Origin of the sequence: Anabaena azotica SJ-1 (assembly GCF_047275885.1) — a bacterium.
GTDB classification, from domain to species: domain Bacteria; phylum Cyanobacteriota; class Cyanobacteriia; order Cyanobacteriales; family Nostocaceae; genus Trichormus_B; species Trichormus_B azotica_A.
The window spans coordinates 16,416-28,492 of record NZ_CP178456.1 but is presented as its reverse complement, the minus strand read 5'-3'; the positions used below and the strand labels follow the sequence as shown (position 1 = coordinate 28,492).

Here is a 12,077-nt window from a genome sequence, read left to right as displayed (position 1 = left end):
AAGGGTTTTAGTATTCTTGCAAATTCTCACAGTGGAACAGATAAGCACAATATAAATGCTATAAAAAACCTGCTTTCTCTCTCTGTTTAGCACAGTAAAGCACAGTATTAGCCCAATATTTGTGACAACTTGTGCTATTAAAAAAGACAGAAACTAGTCATGCTGAACGAACAATTAGTCACGTGCAGCAACGCTAAAATTCGCTCCGCCCTTGTCAAAATCAAACATGACTTACCCAACCAAAAAATATCACTACGTATTTTTTATATCTATTGACCGGTTGGATTTACAGCACTGAACAGTTATGTTGGAAATTACTAGCTGCTTAAGAGGTATTTTGCTTATGCCACCAGAATGCAGTTTGTATATTTCCATTGACGTAGGCGGTTCCCAAACCAAAATTATCTATCAATTCAATGGCTCCAAATCTCCCCAGTATCTGCTCATGTCCCCTGGGATTGAGCAAATTACCAAGGAAGATTTGGAGCAATACAAACAACGGTTAGGATGGATTGGCGCTCCCACTCCCATCAAGCAAGCTTGGCTAGAATGGAAAGGGAGCATTTTTGTAGTTGGGGATTTTGTCAGTGAATTTGCACCCCAGGATAGAATTTTTGAGCGCAAGTACGAAAATGCTTTGTACAAAGTATTAGCTGCTGTAGGAGTCATCTTAGAAACTCATAAAGTTGTTAACAAGCGCAAGGGAAATACAGAACCACCGAAAGTCAATCTGTATTTAGGATTATTGTTGCCGTGGAATGAGTATAACGATCGCCATCGCTTTCAAGAACAACTGGTACTCATGCTCAAAAGTTTTAAATTCCGAGGCAAGTCTTGGAAGGTCAGTTTATCAGGCTTCCTATGCCGTCCAGAAGGAGGAGGTTTAGCGGCTATCCGCATCAAACAAAATGGCTTGGGTTGGCTTCAGTCTCACAAAATAGCAGTGCTGATGTTTGGACATCGCAACGTTACCGCTATTTATTTTGAAGGCGGTATTATCAAATGCGGTGATAGTCCCTCCTTGGGATTCTCCACCTTTTTGGATGATGTTTGCAGTCGTGTCAGTGGTCTAGAGCGAGATAAACTAGCAGCAGCAATCTTTAAAGGTTTAGAGTCTGCACATTTCCAAGTTTATAAAGATGAAACGACAGTACATCCTCAATGGGTGAAATTAAAGCAGATTGCTGCTCTGGCTACAGCCAAAGACGAAATTTTAAGAGCTAGTGAAATAGAAGATATCGCTGCGGCTATCGAAATGGCCACACGCACTTATTGGCTGCGAATTAAAAAATGGTTGGATAAGAATCTTCCCGCCATACCAAATGAGGTAATTATTGGTGGTGGTGCTGCCGCATTCCTAGAGCCGGAATTAGAAGAATATTTTAACTGTCAACTGGCTACCCATGCCGGCGCACCTAAACGTCAAACTGGAGAAAGACCGCCAAAATATAGTAGTAGAAATTATCACGACCATGCAGAGTTGGTTTGGGTTGCTGATATTCAACAACAAATTCAAAAAATTTTTGAATTGAATTGGCAAGAGCGGACACAACAATCTTTTCGCTTGATTGACTGTTTTGGGATGTTTGATCAATTGAAAGATTTTATTAAAGAAACAGAAAATGCCGAGAGTTAAAAGAGCGCGCAAAAGTCTAAGTCTGCGTCTCCAGCCTTACGAAGGAACCCCCCAGGCATTGGTAGCCGATTATCTCAATGGTTTGGAGCGGGAGGAGATAGTCAAGCTGGTTGGTGAAGTTCTGGTGATGTGTCTGCTACCTATTGCTCAACAAAATAGTGGCAAGTTTACACAACAGCAATTACGAAATTCTTTTTTAATTGCCAGAGATATGGCTGAGAAGCACTTTGGTATTTTGGCACTGACGTTGGGGCTAGATAATCATGTGGTTGCCCATATTCCATCACTGTTGTCTCCACAGATTACTTTGAATGGCAATGGGGGTCATGCCAGCGTTTCGTCAGTTACAGAGGTAGAAGCTGCCCAAGAAGAATCTGCTGTTGAAGATTCTAGTTTAATTTCGGGTCAGGCATCGGCAGCTGAAATTGGCAACTTGTTTGGGTAGTTAATGATTACGTTCTCTTGTTGAGAATAATGTCAATTACTAACCTGACCCGAACTGTATGGCAACAATTTTTAGTTCCTGGCGGTTGCCGATGATATATTAGTACAAATAAACTATAAGATGTTTGCAGAAATTACTCCCCCTGCAACAGTCACTAATAATTTGCACTCATTAAGTAGCGAGGATTGCCATGACAAATTTTGAGTCTCTGCTTTCCAATTATCAAGCATTGGTGCAAAATCATGCCAGCCAATTTGACCCAGAGATTGCATCTCTACAACAACTAGTACAGGCACGAATGCAAGAAATTCGTCATTCTGAACAAGCACTTTTGGAAGCACAGGTAATAGAACTGAAACGCATCACCGATGCCCTGGCTACAGATGCTCGTTGTTTGCTGTCAACACCGGAATTGAAGGCATTTGTGCAGGAGTTGAAACACAGCAAGAGCGACAACTGGTACACTCGGAAATCTGAAACTGCCATCGCAGAAGACCCAACTACTTGGTTATTGGCAACACTCGAACTACCAATAGGTATAAGCAATTATCAAACTCTGGAAGACCCTTACGCCTATGATGACGAACGCACCCATATCTTGTACAGCTATTCTCTGTCTTTAAAGTTAGGCGATACGGAATATCGCATTGAAGTGCCTTACAAACGTATCTACAACCTCAATGAATCCAGAGAGTCTTCTTTGAAAGAACAAATTGACTACTATATCTCAGGTGATGTGGAGGGTTTGTTGAGAAAGATAAATTATCCAGAAGCCGAAAGAAACCAGTTGGCTCAGGAATTAAGCATATTGGTGGGGTATGCCACAAAACTGTTTGCCCTCAAACCCAGAACAGCAAGCTTTGAATATACATCAACACAGCAGTAATGTCCTATTACCTCATTCCCTGATCAACTTGAATTTGTACACCAAGGACAAACGAAACTTGCACAGCAAGTTGGAACCCCCTGCCTTCAGGCATGGGGTAGTTCAGCCTCTTATGAGTGGAAGGCACGCCCGTGGACAAGAAGTAGCCGTCTACCTTGGTGGAAGCTGGAAATAAATAGCAATGTAAGCACATTGTATAAGTTTTATGGAGCAAGACTGTGATGGAGTTATATCTGAGTTTGTCTGCTTACGGCGGAGTGTCAACCCGTGAAGCTTTGACGGTGTTTTGGCAAGCAGGAATTCGCCATGTTGAACTGGCAATCGGACCTCGACCTGATGCTGATGCAGTGCAGGCAATTCAAGATTTTCAGCAACAAGGAATGGTCTATCGATCGCACCATGCCTTTGTTTGGGGAGAGCGCCACCAAAGCTTCAATCTAGCGCAACCCCAAGACTGGAACTATTTCCAGCGCATGACAGACTGGTTAGCTGATTTAGGTATTACAGCTTACTCTGTGCATGGAGGACATTTCCCCATCGGCACAGAACGCGCCCAAGCTTATGCTAACTTTCTCGAAAACGTCCATTACCTCCACCAGCTTTGCCAAACGCGGGGGATTGTTCTTGGTGTGGAAACCATGTATCCAACCTTACCCACTAGCGGTAAGCAGTACCTTTTAGACAAGGCTTCGGAAGTTGCCCAGTTTTGTCAAGATGCCCCCCAAATTAAAATAGTTGTTGATTTAGCTCATCTCAACATCTGGCATCACCACAGCTTACAAGCAAAGCTGCAATGGTTGAAACTGCCATCAGAGCGACTTTTGGAAATTCACATCTCCGACAATGATGGGCGGCAGGACATCCATTCTCGGATTACACCGCATACTTGGTGGGTATCGCAGATTACTCAATTTCCACCAGGAGTTCCCATTGTGCTAGAGAGCCGCTTGAATCGGTTGCCTGTCTCGGTGGTGCAGCAAGAGTACGTAGAAGCGCAGCGCCTTGTTGCTGACATCGGATTGTTGCCCTGATTAGATTCGCTTGATGTATAGCAACAGACAAGGCGGTAGTTCACGAACTGATGATAAAACTTAGACAGCAAAAGGCTTTTAGCACTGTCAAGAGTCAAGAGTCACCTGCTCTTCATCCAAAAGGATTTTAATTTGATTGAGCAATTTCTCCAACGCTTTCTTTTTCTTCGGGTTATCCCAAACCTTGGATGAACCGAGTTGTTTGCTCAATTCCTTATACTGGGTTTTCAGGGATGGGGTGGTGTCTGCTTTCTCCTGCTGGAGGATATTTCGTATCCTCTGTTGAATTTCTGTAAGTGATAAATTCTCGTTGATTGCTGTTTGCAGTAAAGCTGCACGTTTGGCATCATCTTTCAATTTAGCGATCGCCCGCGCTTTGGTGTACTCAATTGAACCGTTTTGCAGCGCCTCTTTAATATCTTCAGGCAGATTGAGTAATGGCAGGCGATTAGTACGGAAGGATTCAGCAGAAAGCCTACCAAGAGAGGCAAATATGCTTTCTACTACTTCCTTTTCCTCTGGGCGGATAACATTATCCGCTATGGAGACATTGTCAGGATGGAGAACATCATCACTGTTATTACCGCCTTGTTTTTCTGTTGGGCGGATAACATTATTTGCTATGGAAGCATTGTCAGGATGGAGAACATCATCACTGTTATTACTGCCTTGTTTTTCTGTTGGGCGGATAACATTATCCGCTATGGAAGCATTGGCAGGATGAATAACATCACCCTCTTTATTACTGCCCTGTTTTTCTGTTGGGCGGATAACATTATCCGCTATGGAGACATTGGCAGGATGAAGAACATCATCATCGTTATTCCTGACCTGTTTTTCTGTTGGGCGGATAACGTTATCCGCTGGTTTGCGATTGGCTTTGGCCATACGGTTGAGCAGGCTGATTACCTCATCTGGAGTTTTGAACAGGCGCAGTGCCAGTAACTCCAAAATTCCGATAGTTTCCTCATACGCATTCAAATCTTCACGCTGGAGGTTCTCAATTAATTGCACCTGCTTAACCGTGTTGTCGTCCATTTCCTTGATCACGACAGGCACAGCCTCTAACCCAGCCATAAGAGCAGCTTTGAAACGACGCTCACCCGCGATGAGTTCATAACCTCTATCTGGTCGGGGGCGCACCAGTAACGGTTCAAGTATGCCTAGCTCTTTAATAGATAACGCAAGTTCTTCCAGCTTTTTTGGGTCGAAATACAGCCGGGGTTGGGTGGGTGGTAATTTAATTTCCTGGATAGGAATCGTGTTGGTTGAATTGTTTTCCGGCTTTGTAGATTCATCGTCATTACCGCCAAACATTAAATCTATTGGGTTGGCGTGTTTAAGTTTGGCGGTGTACGCTGCGTCTTTTTTACTCACGACTTCACTTCTAGTTTTTCTAACTCTTTGGCAATCTTGTGGAAAATTTTGACGGCCGGGTGTTTCTTATCATATATTCCCAACGGCATTCTGCGCTCAGAGGCATCTGCAAAAGCGATAGATTTGGGGATGGGAGGATATATCTTCGCAATTTGGGAAAGTTGTTCTTCCACAGCTTGGAGGGTGCGGGTTTCTTGGGCGGTGCGGCTGTCGAGCATAGTGGGAATAAACCCAGCAATTTGCAATCCTTTGTTCAGCTTTTTTTTCACCCTGCCAACAGTATCAAGCAGTAGATCAGTACCCAAGAAAGATTTAAATTGGCATTGGATAGGTACGAGAATGTGGGTAGCAGCCGTCAAACTGAGGATACTTAAAATGCCCAGCGACGGGGGACAATCAATGAGGATAAAGTCGTAATTATCGCGGATGGAGGCAAGGGCTTCATGGAGGCGATATTCCCGTGCGGTGGCAGCTGGTAGGAGGAGTTCGGCAGCACTCAAGTTGATGTTGGTGGGGGCTAGGTTCATCCCGTGAATTTTTTCGGGATAGATAAATAATGGTTCCTCGTCGATGACTGCGTTATAGACAGTTTTTTCCAGTTCTTCTGGGTCTACACCCAAGAAGTTGGTTAAAGATGCCTGTGGGTCCATGTCAACAACAAGGACACGGTGCTTGTTGGCGGCGAGATGGTAGCCCAGATTATGGGTCAAAGTTGTTTTGGCAACGCCCCCTGATTGGTTGAATAGCGTGATGATACGGGTCTTAGTCACGATAGTTGGTTGAGAATTTCTTTATTATTGGGGATGAGTGATAAAGGCGGATAACGTTATCCGCTAAGAAAAAGTCTTATATACAGGTGATTGTAGCGGCTAGGAAACAAAGTTATTTTATTTTAACTGGGAATTGGTAGGACGTATTACCAAATAGCTAATTATATCAACTACCCCGCCCTACGCTATCGCTTAGAAGGCTTTTAGTTTCGCAGTTTTTGTTAAAATTTACATAATTCGTACAGAACTTATCCGACCATCTCCCGCTACACCCGTAGGATTAGCGGCGAGAGTGTCAATGACCGATATCAGCCTTTGACCCCCAATGACCGTGGGTGGTTATGGTGTAAGCGTTTAGGTTTATGGTTAGGTACGCATGAGGGAACAATAGACAGAGAAACGGCGGTATGGTTGCGGTTTTTTGATGTGGCTGGCAATCTGGTTTTATTACCAGAGGAAGCAGCAAATGCACGAGAACAATCAGCGATCGCAAGAGCCGAACGTTTAGCCGCTCGGTTAAGGGAGTTGGGAGAAAATCCCGATATTCGACATTCTCACCACTAAGGCGATTGCCTGTAGCCGGACTCCTCTTGCAACATTAGTTGATAACCCAATACTGCTCGGTTAACGAAATAAATAAGGCTGAAGCCCTTGAAATATCGTTATTTGTAATGCCCAAAAAAGGCTTAACCGAGTATTATTGATAGATAACCTATCAAGTGACAGTTGATACAGTGCATAGTAGTTAATGTTGATTAATCTTTTTTATGTCCATTCAAGTCTACGGAATACCGAACTGCGGAACCTGCAAAAAAGCTTTCAAGTGGCTCCAAGAAAATGGTATTGACTATGAGTTCATTAACACCAAAGAAACTCCCCCAACTCGTGACCAGATCCAAAACTGGGTAAAATCTTTGGGGTCTGCTGCTATGAGAAATACCTCCGGTCAATCCTACCGGGCTTTAGGTGATAACAAGAAGACTTGGACAGATGAGCAGTGGATCGAGGCATTCGCTAACGATGCAATGCTTCTCAAACGCCCCCTTTTCCTACTGGATGGAACAGCTGTGCTGATAGGCTTCAAAGACAAAGAAGAAGTAGTACAGCAAAAGCTGGGACTATGAACTACCCCACTAAGGCAGCAATCCCTCAAAGCTTGCCCTTTCTAAACAAATTACCGGAGAGGGTCCTAACACCCCACCAACAGTCAAAACTGCCAATGTCCTAGTTTCTTGAGGATACTGTGCCTTAACCTTCGTTATAGCATCATCCAAATCAGATGCTTGGGCAATGTAAATTTTCTCACCAGTTGTCAGCACCCAAAGAGGTTTAGGCCAGGTATGTCGAGGCTGAAGCACAGCTTTATGAACACAGCCATGAGTAAACTGGATTATCTGCTCAAGTATCGCATCATTACAAAACTCACCCAACTCTGCTTGGAAAAATCCTCTCAGTTCTTCATCAGAGATATATTCGACAACTTGCTCTCTTGCCACTCTTCGATATTCTAGATCCTGAACGGTTGTCCGTACCAACTTTGACTCAATAAAGCGACTTACCAGGGTCGTAATGGAATCAAAGTCCCGTTCCATCAATAAATGTCCTAAGTGTTCCCTCAGTAGAGTTCGGAAATTTTCATCCGAGAGATTGATACCAGATGTGTGGAAATAAACTGAAAGCTGCTCTCCCCAATCCCGACCACAGCCAACTTCCCCGTTAGCAGCATCCTCAGCCTCTACCAACTCCATTAACCGTTTGTACTGAATTACATCGTTTGTAGAGGATTCAGATTGTGTTGGCACAGTATCTCCGGCAGAGAAAGGAATTGATTGGGTCATGGCTCTCTCCGTAATGTTTCAAAATACACAAGATTATCAGGTTCTTCTGGATCGGGACCACAATCTAGCAACCCCACTCGCAGCTTCCTGTAAAATCCTAACGCACCTTCTAAAGCGTGTAACCCTATTCTGCCTTGATAACCTAATTCATAACTGCGAGAAATCGCAAAGTCAATGAGATTTCCACCCACACCTTTGTATATAGGAGGATTAGTAATAGCAGGTCTATTCCAGGGAGCAGTAGCCAAAGCTCTGATGTAAACCAATCTCCGTCTGAGTTGAGACTGAATTTGGCAGCGTTTCTTCAACACATCGAGCATGATTAAACCTTGGGTGATACCATCACACTCAATTGCGTAAAGTTCGTCACCAGGTAACAACTTAGACCCTCGACTTTTTGCCACCCAATCCCAATATTCGTCTTCTTGCCTAGTACCACCTAGTAGCGGCTCCCACAGTGTTTTGGTATCTGCTAGATGTTTTTCTGTCACCTCAGTAATAATGGCATCAACTACTAGAGAGTCTTGAACTCTCAAAAGCTTGATAGGGCGGTTCAACTGTCCTTGTACTACTTTACAACTTTTATATCTAGCATACAGGGGATGCTGTAATTCTCACTCTTTGAAATTTTCAGGTTAAGATTGTCGATATCAATCATAGATATCATGACTACAAACAAGACTCTACCCAGTGAAATGATTCGCGTGCCTACCGTACTCATTCCTGTAGTACGTCAATTAGCAAAAATACACCGCGACGGTCATACAACAGCCCTACTGCAAGCATTACAAGAATTGATTTCACAGTTTGATAGCAGTGCAGATTTACCAACCACAGAATTACAGCAGGTAGATGAGAAGCTGGGGCAATTGGAAACTCACCTTTGCCAACAAGATGAATTGATGGCCTCCAAGCTAGAAGTCATTGCTAAAAAACTGGAACTGATGGAGAGGTCGCTTGCTTCTGGTAGATATAGCAACTCCAGACCCCGGCGTTCAGGGTATCCATACCAGTATCAGCAGTCAGTAGAAATCAACGCCTTCCCCAATGACAATTTAGCGCAGAGATTGGGGGTAACACCACAGAGCTTAACTAAAGAACGGGAAAGCAAGAGTGAACAAGAATTTATTAGCTGGTCTAGAAATCGTGACCCAATGGGGTTGGGGTGGAAATTTCAAGTTAAAGATGGGCTGTATTACCCAGTCAGGCAATAGGTAATACCATTTTGGATTATGGATTGTGAAATAGTTACGCGATCGCTCAATTAATGCTACCCCAGGACAGATGACAACTATCGGCACTATCGCACTACAACTGTATGAGGAGAAATAATGTAGTGTAGCCTTCTTGAAGCACTTGCTTTAATGATGACAAAGATAAACCCTGAAATTTGACCGCATTGGGAGTATATTCAGTAATTGAGTTACCTAAAATTTCTTCAAGACGTTGAACCATACATTTATATTCATATTAAGCTTTATCGACCATCACGCCTTTTCCCCACACGCGCCGCCAGCTTATTAGTTAACTCCAACTGGTACTGATTCTTATTGTCCTCATACACTAAAATCGTCCTGGGGTCAGCGTGACGACTCAAATGCTGCACCTTGCGGTAATCTCCTTCCGCCAAATCCAAAGCATCCGTTATCCCCGAATGCCTAATTTTATGCGGAGTCATCCGCTTTTTAATCCCCGCCCGTTCACAAGTCTTACGCACCATCGCATATATCCCATCCCCTGTTAATTGATGCCCATAATTATGAAAATCCAAAGCAATAAACAACGGGTCACTGGGTTTGAGATTCATGCGACAACCCAACCAATCAGCTATCGCCTCTGCCACAAAAGGGTTTAAATCAATCCTTGTGCCATCATTTCCCTGACCCTTGCCATAAACAATTAACGTATTTTCGTGGTAATCAAAATCCCCCACCTTTAACTTCGCCACCTCCCCCCGCCGCAGGACATTTGCCCACAGCAGTAAAAATAAAGCATAATCCCGCTTCCCCTTAACACTGGTGGTATCAATCACATCAAAAACTTTGTTGTATTCATCAACTCCCACCCCCCGCGTATCTCGGTATTTCGTCACCTTCAAAGACTCAATCCGGTCGCTATCAAAGTGGTACTGACACCGCTTGAGATTTCGCCCCACCTTAATTAAATACTTAATCGCCGCCAAATAACGATTAATCGTAGCCGCCTTCCTACCCTCTGCCACCAAATGATTTTTAAACCTAAGAATTAACCCATTCGCCGTCTCCCCAGACAACGCCCAGAACTCCTCAATATCCCTGCCCACAGGCTCCCTGTGCAGAAAATACTCAAAAAATATGCGTACATTGCCAGCATAACCTCGCTGGGTGGTTTGCGCCTTCTGCTGCAACTCCGCCAAAAAATCATTACTCGTTTGCAGTTCATTGGCAACTTGGGTAATCGAATTTGTTGCTCTTGGCGGGAGGCTCTTACTCCCCACCAATGAATCTGGGGACTTTAACGTCGGTTGACCCGGTGCGGGTGAGGTAATAGAGTTATCTGTAGTTGTACTGAATTTCTTCATGAATAGCGTTTATGACAATGCATCTTTTCATAAACGTCCTACACTGTAGGCAACAATACAACCGCAATCTCAATTAAATACTTTGTATCGTCAAGACAACAATTCTGTTTGTCTGCTTCAGTCCTAGTATTGAGTCAGTGTAGATTGTTTTTGTTATGACAAAGACGGCAACTTTCATTGCATCTGGGGTCAGGGATTTTAGTGATAAATTTGACAGACATTTCAATTGCTCTCAGTAAACTATTGCCACAGCAAAGCTTGGCGACGAGAGGATGTCAATTAATATCGAAGTTAAAAATTGTGCGTAGGCATGGAGAGGGAGCGCACTGCCGTAGGCAATCGCACTCCTTGGGGATCATCTTGCAAAATTGCGTTCTCCCGGTTGGTATCTAGTGGCGATGAATTGCCTCCTACAGCCCATACAGGGGCATTTTCAGGAGGATGTGTGTTGCAAAATTTGACAAAAATACCAAGAAAATTCCTCTTTGCTCTGTATCCGATCTATGATGGTTGCATCGGTTTTGGTTTATCCAGAACTTTTTTCACTGTGAACCTAATCGCAGCGTCTTAGAGTACAATTAACACTTAAAGCAAATACTTTCAGTCTTGTGGAGTTGATGGAGGTTATGAAGTTATGGAAATAGTTAGGACAAAATGGAAGATAGAAGTACATTTTGTCCGTTTTTAAGTAAATCGAATTGAAGGAGGAGTTGCGTTTAACTACCTTTAACAGCCAGTGAAGTTTGGACACAGATCTAGCTGTTGGAGTTGAAGTTAGATACAATCCGCATTTGTTACTGTACACAATTCTATTATAAGTTGTGTGCAGTGTGGAGATATTTTTGTCAAATTTTTGGAAATTTTCAAAAATCGCAAAAAAGTTGCTTTTTCAGGAAATTAACGTAAATTGACTTAAATATACCACGATAAATGCGAAATAATCCTCCAATCGCCTCAAAAATAGTCTTTTTTGGAGGAAATTATGTACAGCATTCAAGATAAATACAGAATACAATCTCGCTGGAGTACAGATGAACTAAAAAATCATCTCTCCAAGATTGGTGATTGGGCAATAGCAGTCAATGTTTGGCAGTGTTATAAATACTCTGCGAAATTTGCAAATCCTCTTCAATACTTAAGCCCTTACCCTGCAAAATTTACAAATCCTCTTCAATGCTTAATTGGTTATTCCAAAATATTTACAAATCCTCTTCAATACCCAATCCCCAGTACCCAATCCCCAGTATTGGGATCAGCAGCATTCGTCTGCTGAATTCTTGATAGAAGATAAATCCTTACCACCACCCATAAAGGCTGTCACAGCTTCCAGTGGAGTAGCCCAACTTCCAAAAAAGTCCAAATTTCCAAAAAAAAGTTGGGTAGCCGCTAACAGGTACTTGGTTTCCGTAAACTAAGACTCAATCAAAAGCCTAGAATGAAAAACCGCTAGTAGAAGACGATTACCAGTCGCTTCAGCCCGCTAGGTGGGATACCACAACAACATTTCATTTATTTAATATTTAAATTTAATAAT

General features: G+C 43.1%; 12 protein-coding genes and 1 pseudogene. 7 read left to right on the top strand and 6 right to left on the bottom strand.

The window, feature by feature from the left end; all coding sequences use genetic code 11:
- Positions 1–343 precede the first annotated feature (343 nt).
- The 4 genes from ACLLO5_RS27245 (at position 344) to ACLLO5_RS27230 (ending at position 3,998) form a co-directional block, all read left to right on the top strand.
- Complete coding sequence (locus ACLLO5_RS27245; protein WP_413176346.1) at positions 344–1,636, top strand: ParM/StbA family protein; 1,293 nt, start codon at positions 344–346, stop codon at positions 1,634–1,636.
- Positions 1,623–2,081: a hypothetical protein gene (locus tag ACLLO5_RS27240; protein WP_413176344.1), complete on the top strand. Its 459-nt coding sequence runs from the start codon at positions 1,623–1,625 to the stop codon at positions 2,079–2,081. Before ACLLO5_RS27245 ends, ACLLO5_RS27240 begins: the two co-directional genes overlap by 14 nt.
- Positions 2,082–2,271: 190 nt before the next feature.
- Complete coding sequence (locus tag ACLLO5_RS27235; protein ID WP_413176342.1) at positions 2,272–2,967, top strand: hypothetical protein; 696 nt, start codon at positions 2,272–2,274, stop codon at positions 2,965–2,967.
- 221 nt (positions 2,968–3,188) lie between these two features.
- Positions 3,189–3,998 carry a sugar phosphate isomerase/epimerase family protein gene (locus tag ACLLO5_RS27230; RefSeq protein WP_413176371.1) on the top strand — a complete coding sequence of 270 codons (810 nt, stop codon included), beginning with the start codon at positions 3,189–3,191 and terminating at the stop codon, positions 3,996–3,998.
- Between the two features lie 87 nt (positions 3,999–4,085).
- Here the strand turns inward: ACLLO5_RS27230 and ACLLO5_RS27225 are convergent, their stop codons facing one another.
- Together ACLLO5_RS27225 and ACLLO5_RS27220 are read right to left on the bottom strand one after the other, a co-directional pair.
- Positions 4,086–5,375: a ParB/RepB/Spo0J family partition protein gene (locus tag ACLLO5_RS27225; RefSeq protein WP_413176370.1), complete on the bottom strand. Its 1,290-nt coding sequence runs from the start codon at positions 5,373–5,375 to the stop codon at positions 4,086–4,088.
- Entirely contained in the window at positions 5,372–6,145 is a 774-nt protein-coding gene (locus tag ACLLO5_RS27220) for a ParA family protein (RefSeq protein ID WP_413176369.1), read from the bottom strand. The genes ACLLO5_RS27225 and ACLLO5_RS27220 overlap by 4 nt, the downstream gene beginning before the upstream one ends.
- A gap of 297 nt (positions 6,146–6,442) precedes the next feature.
- Here ACLLO5_RS27220 and ACLLO5_RS27215 point away from each other — a divergent pair.
- Together ACLLO5_RS27215 and ACLLO5_RS27210 are read left to right on the top strand one after the other, a co-directional pair.
- Positions 6,443–6,709: pseudogene (locus tag ACLLO5_RS27215) on the top strand (hypothetical protein); the annotation flags it as partial.
- A 203-nt stretch (positions 6,710–6,912) separates the two neighbouring features.
- Positions 6,913–7,269, top strand: a complete 357-nt coding sequence (locus tag ACLLO5_RS27210) for a Spx/MgsR family RNA polymerase-binding regulatory protein (RefSeq protein ID WP_413176368.1) — start codon at positions 6,913–6,915, stop codon at positions 7,267–7,269.
- 9 nt (positions 7,270–7,278) lie between these two features.
- On the opposite strand, the gene ACLLO5_RS27205 is transcribed toward ACLLO5_RS27210, so the two are convergent.
- Together ACLLO5_RS27205 and ACLLO5_RS27200 are read right to left on the bottom strand one after the other, a co-directional pair.
- Entirely contained in the window at positions 7,279–7,983 is a 705-nt protein-coding gene (locus tag ACLLO5_RS27205) for a hypothetical protein (RefSeq protein WP_413176367.1), read from the bottom strand.
- Positions 7,980–8,540, bottom strand: a complete 561-nt coding sequence (locus tag ACLLO5_RS27200; RefSeq protein ID WP_413176366.1) for a hypothetical protein — start codon at positions 8,538–8,540, stop codon at positions 7,980–7,982. The genes ACLLO5_RS27205 and ACLLO5_RS27200 overlap by 4 nt, the downstream gene beginning before the upstream one ends.
- A gap of 108 nt (positions 8,541–8,648) precedes the next feature.
- Between ACLLO5_RS27200 and ACLLO5_RS27195 the strand changes: the two genes are divergently transcribed.
- Complete coding sequence (locus ACLLO5_RS27195; RefSeq protein ID WP_413176365.1) at positions 8,649–9,197, top strand: hypothetical protein; 549 nt, start codon at positions 8,649–8,651, stop codon at positions 9,195–9,197.
- A gap of 94 nt (positions 9,198–9,291) precedes the next feature.
- Here ACLLO5_RS27195 and ACLLO5_RS27190 read toward each other — a convergent pair whose 3' ends face one another.
- Together ACLLO5_RS27190 and ACLLO5_RS27185 are read right to left on the bottom strand one after the other, a co-directional pair.
- Positions 9,292–9,438, bottom strand: a complete 147-nt coding sequence (locus ACLLO5_RS27190) for a hypothetical protein (RefSeq protein WP_413176363.1) — start codon at positions 9,436–9,438, stop codon at positions 9,292–9,294.
- A 22-nt stretch (positions 9,439–9,460) separates the two neighbouring features.
- Complete coding sequence (locus ACLLO5_RS27185; RefSeq protein ID WP_413176362.1) at positions 9,461–10,204, bottom strand: tyrosine-type recombinase/integrase; 744 nt, start codon at positions 10,202–10,204, stop codon at positions 9,461–9,463.
- Positions 10,205–12,077: the final 1,873 nt, after the last annotated feature.